The following is a 23,755-nucleotide window of genomic DNA, read 5'->3' as shown; positions in this document are numbered from 1 at the left end:
GGTCAGCCGGCCGACTGGTTCACCGCGAACGGCGTGAGCCAGAACTCCTTGGAACCGCCCACCCCGTGGAAGGCCACCTGCTGGGTGGTGGTCCACCCGGGCGCGAAGTAGGAGGTCGGGATCCGCCAGATGTAGTTGCCGTTGGTGCTCTGGATCACCGGGGTGAAGTTCGGGATCGGCTGCCACTGCTCCCAGGCGTTGCGCTTGTTGGTCGCCGGGTCGCTGGTCTCCGGGTACTTGACCGGGTCGCGGACCCACCTGAGGGCGGCCCCGTTCTCGATCATGATGTCGGCGCCCAGAGCCTTGCCGTTGACCCAGATCTGGTAGCCGCTGTTCCAGCTGTTGTCGGTGTCGATGAACACGTGGTGACTGCTGTACGGCAGGTTGTACTGCGCGTTGTAGGTGGCCAGGGTCGAGTTGTACGACGCGGACGCCGGGTAGATCGGCCCGTTCGGCGGCGCCGGCGGGGTCAGCACGACGTTCGCGGTGGCCGCCGAGGTCCGGCCGGTGATGTCGCGGGCCTGCACCGAATAGGTGTAGGCCCGGCCCGGCTCCAGGTCACCGACGAGGGCCGAGAGCTGGTTCGCGGGCAGCGACAGGTTGCGTACGCCGTTCTGGTAGACGTCGTAGCCCACGATCGGCGCGGCGGTCTGCGCGGCCGCCGTCCAGGACAGGCTCACCGACGTGGGACCGGGCGTGGTACCGGTGAACGAGCCCGGGACACCGGGATCGGCGGTGGAGGGCGGCGAGGTGGTCACCACCAGGGCGGGGCTCGCGGCCGACACCACACGGGCGTCGTTGCGGGCCTTGACGGTGAACGAGTACGCCGTCCCGGCGGTCAGCCCCTTGGCGGTGAACTGCGGGTTGCCGCTCGCCTGTGGCGCGACCGAACCCAGGTAGTCGGACCCCGAGTACACGTCGTAGCCGGCCACCGTGGTGCCACCGGCCGCCGGCCAGGACAGGGTGACCGAGGTCGCCGAGACGGCGGTCGCGGTCGGCAGCGCGGGCACCGCCGGCGCCGTGGTGGGCGTCACCTTCGCACCGGCGAGCTCCGTGGTCCAGTACGTCCCGTGGGGCAGGGTGTCCCACGGGTTCGGCATGACGTCGTCGGTGACGTAGACGTACCCGGCGTTGCGCTCCTTGCTCTTCGCGAGCACTTCCGGGACCTGGTTCTCGGCCGTGGCGTAGACCAGGTGGTAGATCTTCTCCGGGTCGACCGTGGCCTCCCAGGGTGCCGGATGATACTTCTTCGCCTCGTCGGTGGTGTCGAGGCCGAGGTACGTGTTGCGGGTGCCCTCGAACGTCGCGAGCGTGTCGGCCGCGGTCACGTAGCACTGGTCGGTCGGCGCGCCGGGGTTGTCGATCGTGTACGCCCCGGGGTGGTACTTCTTGGCGTACTCGTTGAGTTCGCGGTACACGGAGACGTACGCCTCCGGGTCACCGGCCGTGCCGCACACGTTCTGCACCTGGTCGAAGAAGATGCCGCCGATGTCCGAGCCGTAGAGCCGGTACCAGGTGTCGATGTCGCGCTCGATCTGGGCCCGCCACGCGGCGATGCCGGAGTCGCCGGTACGCGCCGCCAGGTGCTCCGAGGAGGTGCCGAGGTACCCGGTGTCGACGTAGCCGATCACCTTGGAACCGGCCGCGTGCGCGGCGGCGAACCTGGCGGCGAACGTGTCGACCCGGTCCTCGGTCGGCCCGTTGTAGACGTTGGCGATCACCACGTCGGCCTTCGTGGCGGCGTTGCCGAGTGTGGTCCAGTCCTCCGGATGAACACCGGGGTGAATGTACGCCGGAACCGCGATCTTCTGACCGATGCCGGGGCCGGGCACGGCCGTTGCGCTGCTCGCGCCGACCGTGAGCGAGGCGCCGATCAGCGCGCCGGCCGCGGCGAGGCCGACCGCCGCGCTGCCGAGCCGGGATCGATGGTGGAGTCTTTTTCGCATGATCAACTCCTGTTTGTCCGTCGCAGGATGCGACGTCGTCAAGGTGCTGCGCAGGAACAACAGATGAAGTGGGTGAAATATCACGGCTGTTCCGTCAGACGGAACGCATTGTCGTGGTTATTCCAACAGACGGAATGCAGTTCCGTCCGACAGGCCCTGATAAAACATCTCCATCGCGCCGAAGTCAATGGGTCGGATATTCCGACGGACCGCGGGTAAAGCGCTCCGCGCCGCTTCGAAGGCGCCGCCGACACGGTGCGCGCGGACCGGTGTCGGGGCGGCTTCCGGAGCCGTCGCGGTACGCAAGTGCCCAGGTCGAAGGGGGTGTTGGAGTGCACGGTGCGCCACTCGCACGACCGTCGTCGGAGTGGACGCCTCGGCTCGACGGGCGGGGTTGGATATCGCGGGCGGATTCGCGTCGCCAGGGCGGTCGATCGCGGCACACGGTGGCCGACGGTTTCGCTTTCCATACTCGCCGTAAGGGGTTCCGTATGACGGAATCCTGGACCGCCTGATGGAACGCTGCTACGGTTTTGCCGACAAAGCGAAAGCAAGTGGGTGGCCGAACGCTCCGGTCCGGCCGGCGGCCCACCCGGCCACCGATCGACCGGCCCCCGGGCGGATGTTGCCCGCCCGGGGGCCGTGGGTCACAGTGCGTTGGGTTGGAGGGGGACCGGGGCGCGCTCCGCGACCTGCGCGTAGGTGCCGGTGGCGACGACGCGGCCGGATTCCAGCACGATCACCGAGTCGGCGGCCCGGATGGTCGACGGTCGGTGGGCGATCACCAGGAGGGTGCACTCCGCGGAGATCTGTTCGATCGTGCGGGTCAGGGCCGCCTCGTTGGCGCTGTCCAGTTGGGACGTCGGTTCGTCGAGGAGCAGCAGTCGCGGCCGGGCCAGCAGCGCCCGGGCGATGGCCACGCGCTGACGCTCCCCGCCGGAAAGCATGTCGCCGTGCTCCCCGACCGGGGTCTCCAGGCCCATCGGCAGCCTGCGTACCAGCGTGTCGAGACAGGCCAACTCGACCACGTGGCGCAGTTCCTCCTCGCCGGCGTCCGGCCGGGCGTAGGCGATGTTCTCGCGCAGGGTGCCGTGCAGCACGGGGGCGTTCTGCTCGACCAGGCTCATCATCGACCGGCACTGTTCGCGGCTCATCGCGGTCGTGATGTCCATGCCGTCGAGCAACATCCGCCCGCGGTCCGCGTCGTGGAATCGGGCCAACAACGCGAACACGGTGGACTTGCCGGCGCCGGACGGGCCGATCAGGGCGACATGGGTGTTGCGCCGCACGGTGAAGGAGACATCGTGCAGGACGGGTCGGTCCGGGTCGTAGCCGAACCCGACGTCGCGGAACTCGACGGCGGGCGTCGCCTCGTCGACGGGCGGGGGAAACGTGCCGGGACCCGCCGCGATCGGCGCGTGATCGGTCTCGCCGGGCAACTGCGCCACTTCCTCGATGCGTTGCAGGGCCGCGAGACCCTTCTGCATGGTGGCCATGATGTCGAACATGTTGGCTATCGGCTGCGTGACATACGTGATGTACAGCAGGAAGCCGACGAGTTCGGCGAGGGAGGAGTGGCCCCCGGCCACCCGGATCCCGCCGACCACCAGCACCACCATCGTCGAGCCGTGCATGGCCAGGGTCATCGCCGGCCCGACCACCGCGTCCCGCTTGGCGGCCCGCAGGTTCTGTTCGTAGGTCTGTCGGGCCTGCCGGCCGATGCGCTCGCTCTCGCGGTCCTCGGCGCGCATGATGCGCACGGTGCGGATCGCCGACAACGCCCGCTCGAGTTCCGCCGACATCGCGCCCAGACTGTCCTGGGCGTCCTCGACCGACTTGCGGATGCCGGCAAGCAGCAGCATGGTCAACCCGCCGATCGTGCCGACGATGGCCAGCACGATCAGGAACAGGGTGGCGTCCAGCCAGATCATCATGGAGATGCCGCCGACGACCACGAAGGAACCCACCACCACCTCGGACAGGTCGTAGGCGAGGGTGTCCCGGAGCAGCGTGGTGTCGCCCGTGGTGCGGGTGAGCAGGTCGCCGAGCCGTTCCCGCTCGTAGCGGCGCAGCGGCAGTCGCAGGAGCTTGTCGATGATGCGCAGCCGCAGCCCGAGTACCAGGCCCTCGCCGGATCGCTCCAGCCAATAGTGGGCGAACGCCTGGAGGACCGCCTCCGCGACGAACACCACGCCCAGCACGATGATCAGCGGCAGGTAGGAGCGGTGGTCGGAGAATCGGTCGATGGTCCTGGTCGCCAGGAGCGGCTGCGCCAGGCCCATGATCGCGCCCACCAGCGACAGGCCCATGGCGAACCCGATCGATCTGCGATGCCCCCGGGTCACCCGCAGGAGGTCGGACACGCCGACCCGCAGGGGTACCTCTTCGGTCGATTCCGGTCCTAAGGCGTCGGGTTCGTCGTGCTCCGGTTTGTCGTGCTCCGGTTCGTCGTGCACTGGTTTGTCGTGCTCCGGCTCGTCGTCGCTGCGGGTGGAGAGGAATCGGGTGCGCACGTGCTCGTCTCCTCGGACGTCACCTGGGTTCTACCGACAACAGGGGGTGGAACGCGGAGATCCCGGGTCCTTCGCCGACGGCGAGTCCCTCGGCCTCGACCCAGGCGTGTGCGCCGAACGGGGCGGTGCGCGCCCCGACCCGCCAGACCGGCCAGTGCCCACGGGTCCGGCACAACAACGCGGTTGCGATCGATCGTGGCAGACACCCTTTCCCCGCGCAGGTCACGCTCACCGATACGACGGCCCGGCGGGCGGCATCCGCCTGTCGGTAGTCCGCCGCGCCCGCCCGGCCACGAAGTACGGTCAGTATTGTACGGATGTGTCGCGGTGGTAGGCGCGACATCGCCAAGGCCACCGCGACGGTGGCGCGCGCGGCGAGGCGGGTGCCCGGCGACGGCCGTTCGTCGTCCCGGAGCAGTGCCTCGGACGTACTCACGTCCGCACCATCAGTTCCGCGGCGGTCAACTGCTCGGTCAGCTCCCGGATGTCGAGGACGACGCGCTCCAGGCCGACCCCGTCGGGCGCCCCGTCCGACGCTTCGTCGGTCGTCGCGTGCGACGACGCGCCGGGCCCGCCGGCCTCGACCAGGGCTCGGGCGGCCTCCCGCTCGTCGGCGCCGGCCAGCAGCACCCGCAGGACGATCGACGCGCTGTGGTTGAGTTGCCAGTACTCTCCCGAGCGCTCGTCGAGCAACACCGCGCCGTCCTCGGTGTCGGTGATCGAGACGTGCTTGCGCAGCCGAACGGCCATCAGGCATCCTCCCCGTCGATTCGACCCCGTTCCCCCGACGCCGACGCCGATACCGACACGGGGTCCTCGAGATCACGCAACCAGCGTTCACAGCTGAACGTGGTGGACAGCGCGTACGGCGTGAACAGCCGGTACTGGTAGCCGGTGCAGACCGCGCGCAGCGTGTCGGCGTCGACGAGCCCCAGGGACGCGAGCCGGGAGTCCTGGCACAGCGCCGCCAGTTGATCGATGTTCCGGCGGATGCCGGTGAACTCCAGGCTGGATCCCTCGGCCTTGGTGGTCCGGTTCAGCGACCGATCGGGGACGATCCCCCGCATGGCCTCGACCAGCAGCGGTTTGTACCGTCGCGGGCTGCGCCGTTCGTACGCCCGGGCGGACATGCAGGCGTCGATGACGGCGTCGTCCAGGTACGGCGCGGTCAGCCGGATTCCCTCGGCGGCATACAGCGGGACGGTGCCCCGAGTCAGCTGCCCGGCGGCCCGGATGCCCCAGATGGTGTCGTGGGCGGTCCAGTTGTGGCCGTGTCGGCGGGCGCGCCCGGCCTCGGCGCCGATCACCTCGCGGGCGATGGCCACCGCGTCCGGGGTGGCCCACGGGGGGAGTTGCAGGATGGCCGAGCCTTCCTCGTCGAGCGACGACGCGACGATGCGTTGGGCACGGTCCGCCAGCCAGGCCGGGTAGGCGCGCCGTCGGTCCAGCGCCATGCGCCCGATGCCCCACCAGGACCAGTGCTCCAGGGCGCGGTAGTCGCGCAGCCGGGCCAGCGCCGCCAGCGGCCGGGCACGCAGCAGGTCGAGCACGCCCGTCGTGGCGATCGTGACCACCTCGTCGCCGCCGTCCCCGGTCAGGTGGACCCGGGCGGACGCGGTACGCAGGAGGGTGGCGATCGCCCGATAGGACGCCCGGTCCTCGATGCCGGGGAACGGTTCCTCGCCGGCCGGCCCGGGACGGAGCAGGTCCTCGTACGGCGTCGGGAGTTCCACGCCGGGAACCACCAACCGGCGTACCCCCGGCAGGTGTTCGGCGGCGAGGTTCGCCCACCGCGGATCGTCGTCGCCCGGATCCGCGGTGTCGGTGGTGAACGTGGTCAGCAACGCGCTCTCGCCCGCCGCCAGGAAACACAGTGTCGTCGAGTCGAGCCCCCCGGACAGGTCACTGCTCAGCGGGAGCCCGAAGTCGACGCGGGTGCGGACCGCGCGGCCGAGCGCCACCCGAAGCCGGTCGGCCGCCTCGTCGAGCGGCAGCGAGTCCACCGGCGGTTGCCAACGCACCACCGTGCGCCCGCGGCCTTGTCGGTCGAGCAGCAGACGGTGGTCGTCCGGCACCGCGCCGAGCCCTCGCCACAGTGGATCGCCCGCGGTGTGCAGCGCGGCTTCGGACACCAACAACCGCAGGACCAGCCGACGTTCGTCCAGTTGCGCGTCGGTGATCGCGGCCAGCACGTCGGCCCGGGTCGCGGCGATGGTCAGCCCGTCGACGCGGGCGTGGACCAGTCGGCGCAGCCCGGACAGACTCCCATGCGCGCGCACCGTGCCATGCGCGGTGACGAAGAGGTGAAAGCAGCCGGCCGGTCCGTCGTGCACGTCGTCCCAGGCGGTGAGGTTGCCGCCGCCGGCGAACTCGTCGAGTTCCGCCGAACTCGCGGAGCAGAAACCGAGTGTGGCCACCTTGACCGGGCCGGCCTCGCCGAGCCGGAAGTCCGCGGCGTCCCAGTCGCCGATCAGCCAGGGATGCCCCGAGGGATGGTTCACGCGTTGCGACGTCGGTCCGATCGCCGCGGTCGTCGCCGCGGTATCCGGGTGATCCGGGAGGGCGACGAGCCATTCGCCGTCCCGATTGAATTGGCGCACCGGCAATGTCCCTTCGAGACTCGAACAAGGCGAAGTGGCGCGAGCCGCAGGGTGCTTCGGCTCGCGCCACCGCTTCACCGTTCGCCGATCGCGGACCGGAACCGATCACGGACCGGAACCGATCGAAGATCGTCGGTCAGAGCAGCGTGCCCTTCGGGCGGCGACGGTGCTTGTTGTCCTTCTTGGTCGGACGGCTGCCCAGAGTGAGCTTCCGGAACGAGCCGACCTTCAGTGCGGTGGGCTTGGAGTACATTGCGAAGTCCTCCTCTCCATTTCCGATCACTGCGTTCGATCCGCGGGCTCGTACTGTCTCCCGCACCACCGAGACTACGAACGCACCTGCGGACAAACCATGTCGCCTCGGCGAAACCCCTGCCGGAGAACGGGAATTGCCTGACATGGGAATGTCAGACCACTGCCCTGCGGATGTGGTTGGCGTCCGCGAGCAGCCCCCACTTCGCCGTCGTGGCGATCGCCTCGCTGCGGTTGCGGGCACCGACGCGGTGGTACAGATCGCGCACCAGCCGATACATCTGCCGTTCGGAGTAGTCGCGGGACTTGGCGATGTCCGCCACCGTTCTCCCGGAGGCGAGTTGGCGCAGCAGTTCCGTCTCCGACCCGCTGAGGACCAGTTCGCCGGGCGCGACGGTGGTCCGATCGACGAGCGCTCGGACCACCGCGATCGGTAATCGCACGTTGCCCCGCAGGGCGCAGCGCAAGACCTCGCCGATCTCGCCGATATCCGCGTCGTGGGTGACCAGTCCAGTGGCTCCCACCCGAAGTGCGGAGTGATAGCTGTCCACGGTGGGCTCGTTGAGCAGGGCGACGACGGTCCGGGACGGCCGGGCCCGCCGCAACCGGGCGATCGCCGACACGTCGGCGGACGGGACGTGCATCAGGCAGGCGTCCCAGTCGATCCGCGCGGACACGTCGATCGAATCGGACTGGTGGACGGTGAAGCCCAGTTCGGCGAGTCCGAGGGACAGCCCGTACCGATACGCGGGTGCGCTGTGCACGACCAGGACTTCGTCTTGCCTCGTCGCAGGTGAGTTGGCTATGTCGGAACACATGTGCTCCCCCTCGAGGTCGGGTGGAGGATCCGCCGACGCACACCACTTGGCGTCACGCAGGTTGCCGCCCATCGCCACACGAAGTGTGTCGTCCCCGGGCCGCGCGGGCCTCGACCCCACCGAAGGAGTACGGGTCGCCCGGCGACCGGCTGCGTTCGCGTCCACTTGGAGTTCGTCTTTCGGGCATCCGTCGGCCCAAGACCGCGCAATTATCGCAGGCGTCACTTCGCGGAGCGAGCGGGTCACGGGGCGTTGTTTCGATCGGCCGACGGAACTCGGGTGCGTGCACGCGCGATTCGCGGGATCCGGGAGCGCGGCTGGGGACGGTGAACCCGGGGCTGCGGCGGCTGCGACGACCGTTTGGTCGTGGGTCGGCCGCGGGGCGTGGGGGGTCGTGCGCGAGCTCCCGAGGACTGCTCCGATGCGGCCGTGCGCCCCCAACTGTCGCCCTACCGCCGACCCGGGCACCGACTCGCCCCGGCCGTAGCCTGTCGACGTGCAGCTGCGACAGCTGCTTCCCGGGAGACGAAACCGGAGGGTGATATCGGATGCTGAACTACGACCTCGACATGTCCGGTCTGGAACGCGACGTTGCCCTGCCCGACTTGGTGGCCGAAGGAGACGAACTCGACGCCCTGGTATCGGCGCACGCCGACTGGACCGAGCCCACACCGGCAGCGGGGTGGACGATCGCCCACCAGATCGCGCATCTCGCCGCGGCCGACGCGAACGTGCTCATCGCCATCCGGACCCCGGAGGCGTTCGACGCCGTGCTGAAACAGGCGGCAGCCGCGGGCAGCCGATCTGCCGATCTGGACGCCGCGGCGGGAGCGGCCGAACCGCGATCGGTACTGCTGGAACGCTGGCGCGCCGGTCGCACCGAGGTGGCGGCGGCGCTGGGTGACGTACCGCGGGATCAAGGGTTTCCCTGGTACGGATCGCAGGTGAGCGCAGCGCTCATGGCACCGCTTCGACTGATGGAAGTGTGGGCCCACGGGCAGGACATCTTCGATGCACTGGGTGTCGCACGCCGTCCGACGAGTCGGCTCCGGCAGGTGGCCTCCTTGGGCATGGCAGGACGAGAGTTGTCCTTCCACGCCGCCCGACTTCCGGCTCCGGCAGAGCCGTTCCGCGTCGAGCTGACCGGTCCCGACGGCCGGACCTGGGCGTGGGGCCCGGAGCATGCGACGCAACGGGTCCAGGGCAGCGCCCTCGACTTCTGCCTCCGCGTCACCCAACGCAGGCCCCGAGCCGAGACCGACCTCACGGCGGTCGGTGCGGACGCGCGGAAGTGGCTGGAGATCGCGCGCGTGTTCCTTTGAGAAGGTCGGTGCCGAACCGGCCCGGGTACTCGCGGAGATCGACACCGGCACCGGGCGGGCGAACACCCCGACAGAGGGAGACGGTGTCGGCCGAACGAGGCCGAGTCCCGGCCGATTCACCACCGGCCGGGACCACCCGCAGTACCGCGTGGCCGCGCCGCGCACTGCGCGCGAGCACGGCCACGCCGGCCTCGACGCAGACGCCCCGAGGTGCGCCGCGGCCACCTCGCCGGTACCGCCCCTGGTCACCCCGCCTGGGCGAGACCGGTGAGCCCCGGCGGGAGGTCGCGGGTGTGCACGACGCCGAGCCGCTGCGTTGCCCGGGTCAGCGCCACATACAGGTCGGCCAGGGCGAACGCGGCCGGCTCCACGACGATCACGGCGTCGAACTCCAGGCCCTTGGCCTGCTTGGGGTCGAGCAGCACCAACGGCCGGGTCAGGTCCGGCTCGACGCCTCGTTCGGCGCGCGGGATCGCCGCCGCCAGCGCATCGATCAGCTCGCGCGGCGCGATCACGGCGAGGCGCCCTTGGGCCGAAACCTGCGAATCGTCGCCGCCGGTTCCCCTCCCCGGCTCCGCCCGCCGGGCGCCCTCCTCGTGGTCGACCGCCCACGCCACGGTCGCCGGCAGGTCCGCGGTGTGCCGCGACCACGGTTTCACGCCGGTCGAGCGCACCGAGTCCGGTGGCTCGAACCCCGGGTCCACGGCGCGCATGACGTCCGCCGCGACCTCCATGATCTCGGTTGGCGTACGGTAGTTCACACCCAGCCGGACCCGCTCCCAGCGGCCCTCGACATAGGGCACCAGGATGCGCTCCCACGAGCCGCACCCGCCCGGCTCCGAGGCCTGCGCGGGGTCGCCGACCAGGGTCATCGACCGGGTGGGGCTGCGCCGCATCAGCAACCGCCAGGCCATCGCCGAGAGTTCCTGGGCCTCGTCGACCACGATGTGGCCGTACGCCCAGGTGCGATCCGCCGCCGCGCGCTGCGCGGAGGTGCGGTGGTCGAGCTCCTCCTGGCGTTCGGCAAGGCGCTCGGCGTCCACGAGGTCGTGGGCGCTCAGCACTTCGGAGTCCTCGTCGTCGCGATCCTCGAACTCCTGCGTGCGCGAGCCGTACGACAGGTCGAGCACGCCCTGGGCGTACGCGATCCGCCGGCGGTGCTCGGCCGTCGCCGCGGCTCGCGCCAACGAGTCGTCCGTGCCCAGGAGTTCGGCGGCCTCGTCGAGCAATGGCACGTCGGCCACCGTCCATTCGCCGGACGTCCGGGCTCCGAAGACCGGGTCGTACGCGGCCGGACGCCGGACCGCCGCGGCGTCCTCGTCGGACAGGTAGACCGGTTCGGCAAGGTAGTCCGTGAGCAGCCCCTGCGGGGTCAGGCGCGGCCACAGCTCGTCGACGGCCGCCTGGACGGCCGGATTCTCGGCGACCGACATCGCCAACTGCGCGATCTCCCCAGAGCCGAGGAAGTTCGGCCCGCCGAACGGGTCGGCGCCGAGCCGGTCGACCAACTGCTCGGTAAGGCCGTCGATCACGCGCGACGCGAACGCCGGACGGGCCAGGTTGTGCGGCAACAGGGTTGCGCGCGCCGCGCTCCGGGCGGCCTGCGCGATCCCCGCGTCGAGGAACAGGTCGCCGTCGTCGTGCTCGATCACCAACGGCGTCTCGGGCACCGCCTGTCGGTCGGCCACGAAGCGGGCGATCACCTCGGCCATCGCGGCCCGGCCCTTGACCTCGGCGGCCTCCGGCGGGTCGACGGCGGTCGCGGTGATGCCGGGGAACAACTCGCCGGGTGTGGCGAATTGCACGCCCGTCTCGCCGAGTGAGGGCAGGACGTCCTCGATGTAGCCGAGGAAGGCGGGGTTGGGGCCGACCACGAGTACGACGCGGCGGGTCAGCTGCTCGCGGTTCGCGTACAGCAGGTACGCCGCGCGGTGCAGCGCGACGACCGTCTTGCCGGTACCCGGGCCGCCCTCGACCACGAGGACGCCGCGGTGCGGCGCACGGATGATGCGATCCTGCTCGGCCCGGATGGTCTGCACGATGTCGTGCATGCGCCCGGTGCGGGCCGCGTCGAGCGACGCGAGCAGCACCGCGTCGGCGTCCGAGCCCTCGAAGCCGGTGCGGGTGTCGTCCGTGAGGTCGAGGATCTCGTCGTGCAGCGCGGTGATCCGCTGCCCGGACGTGGTGATGTGCCGCCGGCGTCGCAGGCCCATCGGGGTGTGCCCGGTCGCCAGATAGAACGGCCGGGCCACGTCGGCACGCCAGTCGACGACCATCGGGGTGTGCTCGGCGTCGTCGCGGCGGATACCGATCCTGCCGATGTGATGATCGGCGCCGTCGCGGAACAACAATCGCCCGAAGCACAGGCCGTTCGCACCGGCGTCGAACGCCGCGAGCAGGCTCGAATACTCGAACACGGCGATGTCCCGCTCGACGCGCGCCTGCCGGGTGCCGTCGTGCTCGCGCCCGAGCGCGCCCGTCACGGCGGCCTCCGCCCGGGCGCGCAGGTCCGCGAGGCGCGCGTACAGCACGTCGACGAATTCCTGCTCGTATCGCAATTCGGCGTTTGACAATTCGACTCCAGGGCGGATATCATGCCGTCAATAGTGTTCTTGAATACCGTGTGGTACCAGTATTCAGAACCACCCAGGATACCTCGCGAAAAGGCCCCGAGCGTCAAGACGCCCGGGGCTTTTCATATCGCCGAATACGCGCCGCGCCGCCGGGTGGTGTCCCGGTTGCTCCGGTCTACGACCACCAGGGTGGCGGGTCGGCCGGCGCGTGTATCGCACGAATGCGTCACCGCGGGGGGCGTGGCGGGTTCGAGCCGAGGGACGTCCTGTTCCGGGCTCGTCGGTTCCGTGAACACCGCGATACCGTCCGTCAGGACGCGAGGGGCCGACCAACTGTAGGGGGAGGCACCGTGACGGGCGTGGTGGTACGAGCGGGGCGGGGATGCAGCCGCGGGGCTGGCCCGGCGGTAGTCGGCTCGGAGGCACGGGAGTTGGTGTCCCGGCGGGCGGATCCGGCGTTGCGCGGGTACGTGTTGGGGCTGCGTGGTTTCCGGTTCGGTGCCGCGGGGACGAGGCGGCGGTTGATCGTGCCGGACGGCGTCGTCAAGGTGATGATCGGGTTCGGCGATCCGGTGCGGGTGATCGACGCGGTCGATCCGCGGCGCTCGGTGTCCGGCGTTTCGTTGGTCAACGGAGGATGTACGAAGGCCGTGATCGGCGAGCACACCGGTGTCATGGCGGGTGTCACGGTGTTGCTGAATCCGCTCGCGGCCTACCGGATCTGTGCCCTGCCGATGGCCGAGTGGGTCGACCGTCCGCTGGATCCGGTCCATCTGCTCGGCGCGCGGGAGCGGTACTTCGGTGAACGACTGGCCGAATGCCCCGACTGGCCCGGTCGTTTCGCGTTGATCGAGGCGCTGCTCGCCTCCCGGCTTCGCGACGGTCCGCGATGTTGTCCCGAAGTCGTCGGCGTCTGGCAGGAGTTGGTGCGGGTGTCCGGACGGACCCGGGTGGACAGGCTGGCCGCCTCGACCGGTTGGAGCGTACGGCGCCTGGAGCGGCGGTTCCGGGAGCAGGTCGGCGCGTCGCCCAAGGCGATGGCCCAGGTCCTGCGCCTGCGTGCGGCGCTGCGGCTCGAGGAGGCGGGGCTGTCGTGGTCGGAGGTGGCGACGGGGGCCGGCTACCACGATCAGCCGCATTTCGTCCGTACCTTCAAGGGCATGGTCGGGTGCACGCCCGGCCGCTTCCGGTCCGACCGGATGGTGCGGCGAAGTGTCGGTGTGGCGGGGTGGGTCGATTGCCTGCCCGGGGTTCCGCGCGTCGGTTGAGAACGCGGCGGCGGGCCGCGAGGTACGCGCGCCGACCGGGGGAGTCACCGTGACCGACAGGAAACGTTGGAACTCCTCAGCGCCGTCGACGGAGGGACCGGGTCACGGCTCCCGCAGGTCGGGTACCACGGTACGCAGGCGCACGGTGCCGATCGCGCCCGCGCGCTTCAGGACCGGGACCGCGCCGGTGAGATCCACGATCGAGGAGGCGACAGCGGCCTCGGTGGGGCCCGCGTCCAGGTAGACGGCGACCGAGTCGCCGAGCATGCCCTGGGCGGCATCGCAGTCCTGCGGGGACGGCCGTCCCGTCAGGTTGGCGCTGGAGACCGCCATCGGGCCGGTCCGGGCGAGCAGTTCGAGAGCCACCGGGTGCGACGGCATCCGGACCGCCACCGTGCCGTGGGTTTCACCAAGGTCCCAATCCAGCGACGGCCGGTGGCGGAGGACCAGGGTCAACCCGCCCGGCCAGAACGCGTCGACCAGCGCCCGGCCCGGCGCGGAGAGGTCGGTGACCAGGTCGGGCAAGGCATCCGGGGAGGCGACCAGGACCGGCGAAGGCATCGCCCGGCCCCGGCCCTTGGCCTCCAGCAGAGTATTCACCGCTCCACGGTCGAAGGCATCGGCGCCGATGCCGTACACGGTGTCCGTCGGCAACACCACCAGTTCACCCCGGGCCACCGCCGCAGCGGCCTCGCGCAGCCCGGCGGAACGCCCGGACACCGTGGAGCAGTCGTAACGACGAGCCATTGCCGTTCTCCATCCCATCGGGCATTCAGCCCGCACCCGCTCGCTGACTCCGGCAGGTTACCGACTCTCGGCGATGCGCAGCGCACACAGCGACGTCGGAACCGGCGAGCGGTGGCGGCGTGTGTTCAGGCGGCGGCTCGTCGGCGGACGGTGCGCTCGAGGATGCCGAGGGTGGCCTTGAGGGCGGATTCGGGGATCACGGGGAAGACGAAGCGCCTCCTCCACGCGTCGTCGATCTGCGACCAGTCGTAGTAGGACGTGACGAGCGTGCCGCCCTCGGCCGGCTCCAGCCGATAGCCGTAGAGGTGGCGGACATGGGGCCGGATCCAGCCTTCGACGGTCCAGGCGATCTCCTCGCCCGGGACGAGCTTGGTGATGACGACCTCGACGTCGTACCTGCCCAGCGGAAGGTCCCCGAGGGCTTCCCGATCCATGTGGACCAGGAACCGGTCGCCGGGCCGCTCGACCGGCTGTCCCTCGGCGTCGATGAGCATTCCCGACGCGTCGATGTCCACGTGTCCCTTCGGGTCGGTCAGGACCGCGAAGATGGCGTCGGCGGGGGCGGGGACGAGTCGGGAAACCTGGATTCGTTCGATGTCCTCGCCCACGCGCGGCGTTGCCGCGGTGGCGGTCAGCACCGCGCGGCCGAGGATGTGCGGGGCCATGGTCAGGCCGAGGAGGGCCGGGGTGGCGTCGACCGGGATGCCGAGGGACTCGACGTCGAGGGCGTGCACCACGACGAGGTAGCGGTGGGGGTCGTGCCCGACCGACGGGGCGGCGCCGATGAAGCGGGCCGTGCGGGCGTCGTTGGGCAACTGAAAGGCGCCCTCCGGCAGGCCCGAGCCGGTGTCGTCGCCGACACCCTCGGCCAACTCGGTGACGGCGGCGGGGATGTCGACGACCGCCCAGTGCCAGAATCCGGACCCGGTGGGGGCGTCGGGGTCGAAGACGGTGACGGCGTAGCTCTTGGTCCCTTCCGGGGCGCCGCTCCAGGACAACTGCGGGGAGACGTCCGGCCCGCCGGGAATCCCCGAGATGGCGGAGAGCCGCTCGGGCGACCGGGCGGCGTCGTCGGTGACGGTCGTGCTGGTGACGATGAAGGATGCCGCTTCGGGGAAGCGGGCGAAGGGATCGTCGGCGCTCGTCAACGTCATGCCTTTCGTGCCGTGTCGTGTCGTGTTGTGTCGCGGAGTGGCGGTGATGCGGCTGTTGCCGCACGCGCTTCTTCTTACGGCACGTAGGACACGAACGCCATGAAGAGTCGGGAACCAACCGGGTCGGTGTCAGCCTCCCTCGTTCCCGCGGCCCTCCGGCGCACTGATGGTGTGCTGCCGGTCTTGGCGGCGAGGGGCACGAGTGGAGACGGCGACGTATGCCGTCAGCCCCCCGAGCGTCAGACACAGTGGGGAGTACAGCGCCAGGTCCCGGCGGGTGAAATCGGTCGACCGGCCGGTCAGACCGGAGGAGACCAGACCAACCGCACCGCGCAGCAGCAACACGCCTGCGACGCCCCATACGCCCTGGCGCAACAAACGACGAGGCCCCAACTGCGGAACCAGGTCGGCCCCGGCCGCGATCACATAGGACGCCGCCCCGAGCGCCGCCGCGACCGCGGCCGTCAACTCCGGTGCGGGCAGGTCCGCTTCGGCAACCCCGACGACCTTACGGGCGAACTCGGCACGGTCGGCCAGTGGCCAAGGGGAGAAGGTCCAGATTCCGTGCAGTGCCCCGGCCGCGCCGAGGGCGATTGCCGTTGTCCCACCAGCGAGTTTCGTCAGCGTCATACCGCTCTCCCAACTCTTCCATACACCCTTGTATGGAATGACCGTACAGTACTGTACGGACATGGCAAGAGAGCACCTCACCCCCCAGGACTGGTCGAACGCCGCGCTGCGCGCGATGGCACGCGGCGGAGTGGCCGCGGTATCGGTCAACGCACTCGCGGGCGAACTGGGGGCGACCCGGGGCAGCTTCTACTGGCACTTCAAGGATCGCGACGCACTACTGACGGCCGCGCTGGAAATGTGGGAGCAGCACACCACCACAGCGCTGATCTCCGAGCTGGGCGACATCACCGATCCCCGGCAGCGACTGACGGTCCTGTTCGCCACCGCACTGGGGCGGGAGAGCATCAACGGCTTGGAGCCCGCGATCGTCGCCCATGCCGACCACCCCGCCGTCGCCCAGGTCCTGCGCCGGGTCACCGAGCGGCGGATCGCCTACCTCACGGACCTCTTCGCCGAGCTGGGCCTGGCCCCCGCCCCGGCCCGGCGTCAGGCGGTCGTCACCTACGCCGCCTACCTCGGATGGCACGAACTGCGCCACTCCGTCTGCGACATCGTGCCCGAAGTCGCCACCACCGGCGCCATCGCCACCGCCGCGCTCGAGCACCTCGTCACCGAACTGGCCCGACCCGCCATGCCGCACCGGACGCAGCCGCAGTAGAGCCACGTTCACGCGCAACCGTGCGGTCGTTCCCGTTTCGTTCGAGCGGATCCGGAGCAGGTTGCAGATCCGGTCGACGATGCACAGCCCTCGTCCGCCGTCCTGGTCCACCGCGCGGCGTCCGAAGCGCAGGTTCTAGGCCGGATCGGAACCGTCGGCGAAGTACAGCAGAACCATCTCGGCCAGAGCGGTGACGTCGGCGTCGGCCATCGGCTCGCCGGTCATGCCCATCCGGTGCAGCAACGTTCCGACGACGACGTCGATGAAGAACAGGACCCGGGTCTCCGATTCGCCGAGCGCGTCCTGGAGCGCGAGCCGGTAAGGGTCCTGTAGCCGAGTGAGCAGGATCTCGCGCAGCGCCGGGTCGCTGACGGCGTCGCTGAACACGCCTGCGAACGCGTCGCCCACGCCGGGCTCGCCGATCTTCGCCACGATCCAGCGCATGGTCGAGGCCATGAGCGCGGCTCGACCGGTGCCCTCCAGCGGCGCCGGCCCGAACGTGTCCAGGAGGCAGTCCACGATCAGCGTGCCCTTCGAGGGCCAGCGGCGGTAGACCGTCGTCTTGGCGACGCCCGCCGCGGCGGCGATGCGTTCGACGGTGGCACGTGCGTAGCCGAGTTCGCGGATCGTGCCCAGCGTGGCGGCGAACACCGCTGTGTCGACGCTGGTTCGCGGGCGACCGGGTGGTCTGGCGGAGGCAGCCGCAGGTTTCATGCCCACACGATAGCCATTTGCGCTACCTTAGGTATCGATACTTCGGGTAGCGAAACTAATTCGAGTGGGGAGCAGACATGAGCAAGGTCACCGGCGCGGAGCAGCCGTCGACGGACATCCGGTTGCGGCGGCAGGCCCTGGGCGGGGATCGGGACTGGTCGGCGATGACGGCCGAGGAACTCTTCGCCTACCGCGAAGAGGAGAACCGCAGGCGGTCGTCCCCCGAGATGCGGGCGATCACCGGGATTCCCGATCCCGGCGCCGAGATCCGATGGCACCAACTGGCGCTGCCCGGCCGCAGGTTGCCGGTCCGGGTGTACCGACCCTCGCCCGGGCGCGACCGCAGCGGCACCGACCGGCCCGGCCTGCCGCTCGTGGTCCACGTACACGGAGGCGGATTCGTCGGCACGGCCGTGCAGAGCGACTGGGTGAACAGCCACCTCGCGGCCCGACTGCCCGCAGTCGTCGTCTCGGTCGAACACCGCCTGCTCGACCCGGAAAACCCACTGCCGGCGGCCGTCGACGACTGCTGGGACGTGCTCCGCCTCGTGGTACGGCAGGCCGCGCAGTGGGGCGTCGACCCGGCACGCACCGCCGTCTTCGGCGAGAGCTGCGGCGCACTGATCGCCGCCCTGGCCACGATCCGGGCCGGCGAGTCCGGGCTGCCCCTGCGGGCTCAGGTGCTGGTCAATCCCGTTGTCGAGGTGACCGAGACGATGTTCGACCACGCCTCGATGACCGAGCACGCCCACAGCCCGACCCTCACCGTGGCGCAACTGCGGCTGGTCCACCGGTTGGCCGTTTCGCCGGGAGCCGATCCTCGTGCGCTGTCGCCGCTGCACGTCGACAACCTGAACGCGCCGCCGCCGGCGCTCGTGCTGGTGCCGACCCGGGACCCACTGGCCGATCACGGCCGCCGCTACGCCGAACGACTGCAAGCCGCCGGGACGCCCACGCGCCTTACCGAATATCCCGGAACAGGGCACGCGTTCCTCAGCATGCCGGGCGTGGTGCCACAGGCCGAGGCCGCCCGAGCGGAGACCTTCGAGTTCCTCCGGGGCCACCTGGCCGGGTGACCGGGTGACCGGGCGATACGTCTCAACGCGCATCCCGCGCCGGCCATCGTCGTCAAACGGCCGACACAACGTTGTCCACATACAGAAGAAGGCAGCGACACCATCGGAAGGCAGCGACACCATCGGGCCGGCGGATCCGGCCCGCCCACCCGATCGCCCCACCAACCCTGACGGAGAAACACGGAGAAACGATGACCACCACCACCCTGGGCCCCGACGGTCCCGCGGTCTCGCGGCTCGGCCTCGGCTGCATGAGCATGACCGGCACCTACGGACCCGCCGACCCGCACGAGGCCGCGGCCACCCTCCTGGAAGCCTTCGACTCCGGCGTCACCATGTTCGACACCGGCGACTTCTACGGCGACGGAGCAAACGAGGAACTGCTCGGCACGACCCTCGCCCCGCACCGCGACCGCATCGTGTTGGCCACCAAGACGGGCGTGCGGCGTACCGCCGAGGGGTTGGTTCCCGACGGCTCACCCGACCACCTGCGCCGCGCCTGCGAAGCGTCCCTGCGCCGCCTCCACACCGACCACATCGACCTGTACTACCTCGCCCGCATCGATCCCGCCGTGCCCGTCGAGGAGTCGGTGGGCGCACTGGCCGAACTCGTCACCGAGGGCAAGGTAGGCCACCTCGGCCTCTCCGAGGTCTCGGCCGGTACCCTCCGCCGCGCCCATGGCATCCACCCGATCACCGCCGTCCAGACCGAGTACTCGCTGTGGGAACGCCACGTCGAAAACGACATCCTGCCCACCCTCCGCAACCTCGGTGCCGCCCTGGTCGCCTACAGCCCCCTCGGCCGAGGCGTACTCACCGGAGCCGTCGGCGCCGGCACCCGCTACGACAGCGGCGACTTCCGCGCCACCGCGCCCCGCTACAACGGCGACAACCTGAAGGCCAACCTCACCGTCGTCGAGGCCATCACCGCACTCGCCACCAGCAGGAACACCACCCCCGCCCGGATCGCCCTCGCCTGGCTCCTCACCCGAGGCAGCGACATCATCCCCATCCCGGGCAGCTCCCGCCGCCCCCACCTGCGCGACAATCTGGCCGCACTCGACGTGCGCCTGACCCCGACCGACCTCGACCACATCGACGCCGCCGTCCCCAGCACCGGCGCCCAAGGAGCCCGCTACGGCGACCACGGCATCCGCCTGATCGACCAGTGAAACCGGCCCGGCGCGCTCCGCCGGCCGCGCCGGCCGGACACAATCCACGACCACGACCGGACCACGGACCCGAGAACCGAGCCGGGCCGGGCCCGCGCCCCCGCCACCCACCCGCACGTGCCGGCACGGGCGGGTTCACGCGACTCACCGGATGACGGGCTCAGTCCAGGGCCCGGGCGTGCCGGAACCGGATGGTAAGGGCGTCCGGTTCGAGGATGGGGGCCGGGTAGTCGGGCGCGAGCAGCCAGGGGCGGTGCACGGTCCGTCCGGGCAGATGGGCGAGTTCGGGCAGCCAACGGCGCACGTAGGCTCCGTCCGGGTCGTAACGGTCGGCCTGGCGCAGCGGGTTGAGGATCCGGTTGGGCCGGGTGTCGGTGCCGGTGCCCGCGACCCACTGCCAGTTGAGCTGGTTGTCGGCAACGTCGCCGTCGACCAGCAGGGACAGGAAGTGGGCGGCGCCGATCCGCCAGTCCAAGTACAGGCTCTTCGCGAGGAAGCTCGCGGTCAGCAGCCGGGCGCGGTTGTGCAGCCAACCCTCGTGGGCGAGTTGGCGCATCGCGGCGTCGACGATCGGATAGCCGGTGCGGCCTTGTCGCCAGGCCTCGGCCTCGCGGTCGTCGCGGTGCCAGTGGTCGCCCCTGGGGCGGTAGTCGCGGCGTGCGGCGTCGGGGCGTGCGGCGAGCACCTGGTGGTGGAAATCGCGCCAGGCGAGTTGCCGCACGAACGCCCGCGCTCCCTCGCCGTCGCGTTCCAGGGCGCGCACGGCGAGTTCGGTGGCGGAGAGGCAGCCGAAGTGGAGGTAGGGGGAGAGCCTGGAAGTCGCGTCGGCCGCGAGGTCGTCGTGCACGTCGGCGTACGCGTCGATGTCCCAGTGCCGCCATCGTGCCCGGGCGGCCGTCTCGCCGCCGCGGGGCAGGGCGGGGGAGAGCGGGCGGCCGGCGATCGGATCGTCGCCGCCGATGTTGCTCGGGGTGGCGAGTTTCCGGGGCGCGTCCAGGACCGTGCGACGGGGCGCCTGCTGCCAGGCGCGGTGGTAGGGGGTGAAGACCGCGTAGTGGTCGCGACCGGCCGGGGTGATCCGACCCGCTCCGACCACGGTCAGCGAGGCGTCGTGGACGTGAAGCCGGGAGCCGAACAGCGCACGCAGCCGTTCCTCGCGCCGGTGGGCGAACGTGCTGACGCCCGCGGCGACGTGCACGGTGGCCGCGTCGGCCTCCGCGGCGACTTGGGCCGCCCGCTCGGCGGTGTCACCGCGGCGCACGATCAGACGGGAGCCGATGCGGCGCAGTGAGGCGTCCAGATCGGCGAGGCACTCGGTGAGGAACGCCTGCCGATTGGGGGCGGCGAAGCCCGCCGCCAGGACGGCGGGATCGCACACGAACAACGGCACGACCTCATCGGCCGCGAGGGCGGCGGCATGCAGAACGGGGTTGTCGTGCAGACGCAGGTCCTGGGTGAACAGGGCGATCGCTACGGTCATCGGCGGGCCTCGGGGTCGGTGGGTTCGGGGATGCCGGGGCGTGGGGCGGCGGCAGCGGCAGGAAGCCGCCGGTGCGGAGCGCGTACTCGGCCCAGCCGGACCGTTCGACACCCGGCTGTCGTTCGAGTATCGGCCCGCCGCCGCCGAATCCGTTGCCCGACGCGACCGGACGCCGGAAACCGGGCACCGCCCACCTCCCCTACCTCGACGATCCGGCCGTCCCCCGCCGGCCCGCCCGGCCGGCTGCGCGCGCGAACGCACCACCCCCTACGCCGACAAACCACTCCTCGCGGCCGCGATGCGCGGCGCCACGTCCGACGCCCGCCTGTCCCGTACCGCCGAGCGGGGGGAACCGGTAGGCCGCCGCGGGGCGGGATGGACACGATCTCGTCCACGGCTCCGCGTGGCCCGACGCGGCGATCGGCGGAACTCCGGGTGCCGCCGGCCGCCGGTCGGGTCACAGTGGGGGCCGTGGGTCGCCGGCCGCGCGGAGCCCGGCCCACGTGGCCGCGGCCGTCCGGTACTTCCCCCGCGACGTACGTCAGGAGGCCACCCATGGCAGCGGGATCGAGCAGCAGCCTCTCGCATACCGACTGGGGCAAGGCAGACTTCGGCGCCATCTACGACCGCCCCGACCCCCGGCCGTACTTCGCCACACTCGGCCGCCTCGACTATCAGGTTCCCCACCACGGCCAGGCCGTGTTTCGCGCACTGGCCGCCGCCCTGGGCCGGCTGCACCCCGAACGGACGCCGCCGACCGTGGTCGACCTGTGCTGCTCCTACGGGATCAACGCCGCGCTCCTCAACCACCGGGTGTCCCTGGCCGACCTGTACGCCCGGTACACATCCCCGCACCTTGCCGCACTGTCGGCCCGACACCTGGCGGCCGACGACCGGGCCTTCTTCACGGACCGCCGCCGACCGGAACCCGCACGGGTGACGGGCATCGACACGGCGGCCCGGGCCACCGCATACGCCCACACGACCGGCCTGCTCGAACACGCCTTCGCGGAGAACCTCGAAGTCACCGAACCGAGTCCGGCGCTGCGCCTGGCCCTGGCCGGAGCCGACCTGATCACCGTCACGGGCGGCGTCGGCTACATCTTCACCGCCACCTTCACCCGACTCCTCGCCTGCACGCCGCGCCCGCCCTGGGTCGCGGCGTTCGTCCTGCGCACCGTGCCCTACCGGCCGGTCGCCGACCTGATGGCGCGCTCGGGCCTGGTAACGGAAAAGCTCCATGCCCGCAGCTTCCGGCAGCGCCGCTTCACCGGCAGCGCCGAACGCCGGGCGACGTTCGCCGCCCTGGCCGCGAACGGCCTGCACCCGGCCGGCAAGGAAGCGGACGGCTACTACCACACCGACCTGTATCTTTCCCGCCCCGCCGCCGACGTCGCGGCACTACCCCTCGCACACCTCCTGTGAGCCCGGGCACGACGCCGGGCCGCCACCCCGCGCCCGGCGTAGGTCACCTCCTCGGCGCAGGCAGACCTCGGCCCGGGCCCGCCGACCCGTCTCCTCCGATGGAGCGCGGCAACGAGCCGCCGCCTCCCGGGACTTCCCGATCGACCCGCACCGGTGGCCCCTTTCACGTTTCACGCGGCGGCGTACCGGGCTTCCCGCCCGGTACGGGAACGGCCGGACGACGTGGGCCGGGCTTGGTCGAGATCGCGTTCGGTGACCGGGAACCCCAGAGACGGCTGCCGCAAACATCGCCCCGGCGCGCCGCTCATCGCGGGTGATGGCGGACTTCTTGCGCGAGCTCCGGCGCGAGACCAGGGACCGCGTACCCGCCGGCGGAGCTCCGCCGGATCGGTGGGACGTTCGGGCTCGTCGGTCGGCCGTGACGACCGAGGCACGCTCCGCCACCACCTCCGCCACCACTTCATACCACCACTTCATGCCACCGCTAGACGGTGGCTAGAGTGGTGGCATGACGGTGATGACGCTGCGGATCCCCGACGACCTCGACGCCTCGATCCGCGCGGGCGCGGCAGCGGCGGGCATGTCCCTGAACGCGTACATCGTGCGCGCCGCCCGCCGACAGGCCGTCCTGGACGCCGCCCGCCGACTCGCCGCGCTCGGCCTGGGCGAGGAACTGTGCGACGAGGGCGACGCCCTGTGAGGCGAGGCGAGATCTGGACGCTCGGCGACGGCCGCGACGTCCTGATCGTCTCCCTCGACGGCCTCGAACAGGCCTACGCCGCACTGCTGGCGATCGTGCTGCACCCCGCCGGGCGCTACCCGGACACCGCCATGTCCGTCGTCCTCGACGAGCCGTTGGCGTGCACCGCGGTAGCCGTCAACATTCAACACCTGCGGACCACGCGCTTCGACGACGCCAAGCTCGTCGGCGCCGTCGACCCCACCGTGATGGCACGCGTCGACCAAGCCCTGCGCGCGGTCCTGGACCTGTAGAACATTCATCGAGCGGCGCCGTCCCGCCGGCACAACAGAGCAGCACGGGGTCGCTCGCGTTCGGCTGCGCCCCAGCGCTGCGCCCAACACTGCTCCCACCACTGCGAGTTCCTGCGGGGGGCGAGGGGTTTGCGGGCGGTGGCGAGGAATGTTCCGAGGTGGGTTCCTGACATGTTCCGAGGTGGGTTCCTGGCGCTGGATCCTGGATCCCGGATCCCGTGTTCCCGCGCCCTCACTTTGCAGACACCACCTGGCAGTTCGTGAGCCGCCCATAGGACTGGCCCTAGGGTGCGTATCCAGTTGAGATCAACAGGTACTGCGGCTGAGGTCTTTGATCCAGATCATCGCGGCGCGGAGGTGGAGGCCGGCGAGGTAGCTCTCGGGGGTTTTGTGGCCGGTTCCGGGTCCGCG

At 70.9% G+C, this 23,755-nt stretch carries 20 protein-coding genes and 2 pseudogenes; 8 read left to right on the top strand and 14 right to left on the bottom strand.

Annotated elements, in window-relative coordinates; all coding sequences use genetic code 11:
- Nucleotides 1-2: 2 nt before the first annotated feature.
- From ABIA38_RS27940 to ABIA38_RS27910, 7 genes are all read right to left on the bottom strand, one after another.
- Complete coding sequence (locus tag ABIA38_RS27940; RefSeq protein ID WP_424641611.1) at nt 3-1,946, bottom strand: spherulation-specific family 4 protein; 1,944 nt, start codon at nt 1,944-1,946, stop codon at nt 3-5.
- 647 nt (nt 1,947-2,593) lie between these two features.
- Entirely contained in the window at nt 2,594-4,459 is a 1,866-nt protein-coding gene (locus tag ABIA38_RS27935; protein ID WP_424641610.1) for an ABC transporter ATP-binding protein, read from the bottom strand.
- Nucleotides 4,460-4,478: 19 nt separating this feature from the next.
- Nucleotides 4,479-4,895: a lasso peptide biosynthesis B2 protein gene (locus tag ABIA38_RS27930; protein WP_424641609.1), complete on the bottom strand. Its 417-nt coding sequence runs from the start codon at nt 4,893-4,895 to the stop codon at nt 4,479-4,481.
- Nucleotides 4,892-5,209: a lasso peptide biosynthesis PqqD family chaperone gene (locus tag ABIA38_RS27925; RefSeq protein WP_424641608.1), complete on the bottom strand. Its 318-nt coding sequence runs from the start codon at nt 5,207-5,209 to the stop codon at nt 4,892-4,894. The genes ABIA38_RS27930 and ABIA38_RS27925 overlap by 4 nt, the downstream gene beginning before the upstream one ends.
- Nucleotides 5,209-6,960, bottom strand: a complete 1,752-nt coding sequence (locus ABIA38_RS27920; protein WP_424641607.1) for an asparagine synthase-related protein — start codon at nt 6,958-6,960, stop codon at nt 5,209-5,211. The genes ABIA38_RS27925 and ABIA38_RS27920 overlap by 1 nt, the downstream gene beginning before the upstream one ends.
- A gap of 235 nt (nt 6,961-7,195) precedes the next feature.
- Entirely contained in the window at nt 7,196-7,312 is a 117-nt protein-coding gene (locus ABIA38_RS27915; protein WP_424641606.1) for a lasso RiPP family leader peptide-containing protein, read from the bottom strand.
- A 154-nt stretch (nt 7,313-7,466) separates the two neighbouring features.
- Complete coding sequence (locus ABIA38_RS27910; protein ID WP_424641605.1) at nt 7,467-8,075, bottom strand: hypothetical protein; 609 nt, start codon at nt 8,073-8,075, stop codon at nt 7,467-7,469.
- Between the two features lie 602 nt (nt 8,076-8,677).
- On the opposite strand from ABIA38_RS27910, the gene ABIA38_RS27905 reads away from it, so the two are divergent.
- Nucleotides 8,678-9,451 carry a TIGR03084 family metal-binding protein gene (locus tag ABIA38_RS27905; protein ID WP_424641604.1) on the top strand — a complete coding sequence of 258 codons (774 nt, stop codon included), beginning with the start codon at nt 8,678-8,680 and terminating at the stop codon, nt 9,449-9,451.
- Between the two features lie 245 nt (nt 9,452-9,696).
- Here the strand turns inward: ABIA38_RS27905 and ABIA38_RS27900 are convergent, their stop codons facing one another.
- Nucleotides 9,697-12,009: a HelD family protein gene (locus ABIA38_RS27900; protein ID WP_424641644.1), complete on the bottom strand. Its 2,313-nt coding sequence runs from the start codon at nt 12,007-12,009 to the stop codon at nt 9,697-9,699.
- Nucleotides 12,010-12,551: 542 nt separating this feature from the next.
- On the opposite strand from ABIA38_RS27900, the gene ABIA38_RS27895 reads away from it, so the two are divergent.
- Nucleotides 12,552-13,292, top strand: a complete 741-nt coding sequence (locus ABIA38_RS27895) for a helix-turn-helix domain-containing protein (protein ID WP_424641643.1) — start codon at nt 12,552-12,554, stop codon at nt 13,290-13,292.
- Between the two features lie 102 nt (nt 13,293-13,394).
- On the opposite strand, the gene ABIA38_RS27890 is transcribed toward ABIA38_RS27895, so the two are convergent.
- The 4 genes and pseudogenes from ABIA38_RS27890 to ABIA38_RS27875 form a co-directional block, all read right to left on the bottom strand.
- Nucleotides 13,395-14,039, bottom strand: coding sequence for an L-threonylcarbamoyladenylate synthase (locus ABIA38_RS27890; protein WP_424641603.1), 645 nt, complete (start codon nt 14,037-14,039; stop codon nt 13,395-13,397).
- A gap of 125 nt (nt 14,040-14,164) precedes the next feature.
- Nucleotides 14,165-14,617, bottom strand: a pseudogene (locus tag ABIA38_RS27885) (SRPBCC family protein); the annotation flags it as partial.
- A 33-nt stretch (nt 14,618-14,650) separates the two neighbouring features.
- Nucleotides 14,651-15,193: pseudogene (locus ABIA38_RS27880) on the bottom strand (YbhB/YbcL family Raf kinase inhibitor-like protein); the annotation flags it as partial.
- Between the two features lie 129 nt (nt 15,194-15,322).
- Nucleotides 15,323-15,823, bottom strand: coding sequence for a DUF3995 domain-containing protein (locus tag ABIA38_RS27875; protein ID WP_424641602.1), 501 nt, complete (start codon nt 15,821-15,823; stop codon nt 15,323-15,325).
- 61 nt (nt 15,824-15,884) lie between these two features.
- Between ABIA38_RS27875 and ABIA38_RS27870 the strand changes: the two genes are divergently transcribed.
- Entirely contained in the window at nt 15,885-16,484 is a 600-nt protein-coding gene (locus ABIA38_RS27870) for a TetR/AcrR family transcriptional regulator (RefSeq protein WP_424641601.1), read from the top strand.
- Between the two features lie 135 nt (nt 16,485-16,619).
- Here ABIA38_RS27870 and ABIA38_RS27865 read toward each other — a convergent pair whose 3' ends face one another.
- Nucleotides 16,620-17,198, bottom strand: a complete 579-nt coding sequence (locus ABIA38_RS27865; RefSeq protein ID WP_424641600.1) for a TetR/AcrR family transcriptional regulator — start codon at nt 17,196-17,198, stop codon at nt 16,620-16,622.
- A 77-nt stretch (nt 17,199-17,275) separates the two neighbouring features.
- On the opposite strand from ABIA38_RS27865, the gene ABIA38_RS27860 reads away from it, so the two are divergent.
- Together ABIA38_RS27860 and ABIA38_RS27855 are read left to right on the top strand one after the other, a co-directional pair.
- Nucleotides 17,276-18,274, top strand: a complete 999-nt coding sequence (locus ABIA38_RS27860) for an alpha/beta hydrolase (protein WP_424641599.1) — start codon at nt 17,276-17,278, stop codon at nt 18,272-18,274.
- Between the two features lie 191 nt (nt 18,275-18,465).
- Nucleotides 18,466-19,446, top strand: a complete 981-nt coding sequence (locus ABIA38_RS27855; protein ID WP_424641598.1) for an aldo/keto reductase — start codon at nt 18,466-18,468, stop codon at nt 19,444-19,446.
- Nucleotides 19,447-19,606: 160 nt separating this feature from the next.
- Here the strand turns inward: ABIA38_RS27855 and ABIA38_RS27850 are convergent, their stop codons facing one another.
- Complete coding sequence (locus ABIA38_RS27850) at nt 19,607-20,926, bottom strand: cryptochrome/photolyase family protein (protein WP_424641597.1); 1,320 nt, start codon at nt 20,924-20,926, stop codon at nt 19,607-19,609.
- 555 nt (nt 20,927-21,481) lie between these two features.
- Between ABIA38_RS27850 and ABIA38_RS27845 the strand changes: the two genes are divergently transcribed.
- The 3 genes from ABIA38_RS27845 to ABIA38_RS27835 all read left to right on the top strand — a co-directional run bounded on the left by ABIA38_RS27845 (nt 21,482) and on the right by ABIA38_RS27835 (nt 23,344).
- Entirely contained in the window at nt 21,482-22,351 is an 870-nt protein-coding gene (locus ABIA38_RS27845) for a hypothetical protein (protein WP_424641596.1), read from the top strand.
- Between the two features lie 508 nt (nt 22,352-22,859).
- Complete coding sequence (locus tag ABIA38_RS27840) at nt 22,860-23,051, top strand: toxin-antitoxin system HicB family antitoxin (RefSeq protein ID WP_424641595.1); 192 nt, start codon at nt 22,860-22,862, stop codon at nt 23,049-23,051.
- Nucleotides 23,048-23,344 carry a hypothetical protein gene (locus ABIA38_RS27835; protein ID WP_424641594.1) on the top strand — a complete coding sequence of 99 codons (297 nt, stop codon included), beginning with the start codon at nt 23,048-23,050 and terminating at the stop codon, nt 23,342-23,344. The genes ABIA38_RS27840 and ABIA38_RS27835 overlap by 4 nt, the downstream gene beginning before the upstream one ends.
- Nucleotides 23,345-23,755: the final 411 nt, after the last annotated feature.

Origin of the sequence: Embleya sp. AB8 (genome assembly GCF_049739465.1) — a bacterium.
GTDB lineage: Bacteria > Actinomycetota > Actinomycetes > Streptomycetales > Streptomycetaceae > Embleya.
The sequence above is the reverse complement of the archived record's forward strand: the minus strand, read 5'-3'. Positions and strand labels throughout refer to the sequence as shown.

What these genes read in the sequence shown, in the direction of transcription:
- ABIA38_RS27940 (WP_424641611.1), bottom strand. Translation starts at nt 1,946, where the DNA reads ATGCGAAAAAGACTCCACCATCGATCCCGGCTCGGCAGCGCGGCGGTC.
- ABIA38_RS27925 (WP_424641608.1), bottom strand. Translation starts at nt 5,209, where the DNA reads ATGGCCGTTCGGCTGCGCAAGCACGTCTCGATCACCGACACCGAGGAC.
- ABIA38_RS27915 (WP_424641606.1), bottom strand. Translation starts at nt 7,312, where the DNA reads ATGTACTCCAAGCCCACCGCACTGAAGGTCGGCTCGTTCCGGAAGCTC.
- ABIA38_RS27905 (WP_424641604.1), top strand. Translation starts at nt 8,678, where the DNA reads ATGCTGAACTACGACCTCGACATGTCCGGTCTGGAACGCGACGTTGCC.
- ABIA38_RS27890 (WP_424641603.1), bottom strand. Translation starts at nt 14,039, where the DNA reads ATGGCTCGTCGTTACGACTGCTCCACGGTGTCCGGGCGTTCCGCCGGG.
- ABIA38_RS27875 (WP_424641602.1), bottom strand. Translation starts at nt 15,823, where the DNA reads ATGACGCTGACGAAACTCGCTGGTGGGACAACGGCAATCGCCCTCGGC.
- ABIA38_RS27870 (WP_424641601.1), top strand. Translation starts at nt 15,885, where the DNA reads ATGGCAAGAGAGCACCTCACCCCCCAGGACTGGTCGAACGCCGCGCTG.
- ABIA38_RS27865 (WP_424641600.1), bottom strand. Translation starts at nt 17,198, where the DNA reads ATGAAACCTGCGGCTGCCTCCGCCAGACCACCCGGTCGCCCGCGAACC.
- ABIA38_RS27860 (WP_424641599.1), top strand. Translation starts at nt 17,276, where the DNA reads ATGAGCAAGGTCACCGGCGCGGAGCAGCCGTCGACGGACATCCGGTTG.
- ABIA38_RS27855 (WP_424641598.1), top strand. Translation starts at nt 18,466, where the DNA reads ATGACCACCACCACCCTGGGCCCCGACGGTCCCGCGGTCTCGCGGCTC.
- ABIA38_RS27850 (WP_424641597.1), bottom strand. Translation starts at nt 20,926, where the DNA reads ATGACCGTAGCGATCGCCCTGTTCACCCAGGACCTGCGTCTGCACGAC.
- ABIA38_RS27845 (WP_424641596.1), top strand. Translation starts at nt 21,482, where the DNA reads ATGGCAGCGGGATCGAGCAGCAGCCTCTCGCATACCGACTGGGGCAAG.
- ABIA38_RS27840 (WP_424641595.1), top strand. Translation starts at nt 22,860, where the DNA reads ATGACGGTGATGACGCTGCGGATCCCCGACGACCTCGACGCCTCGATC.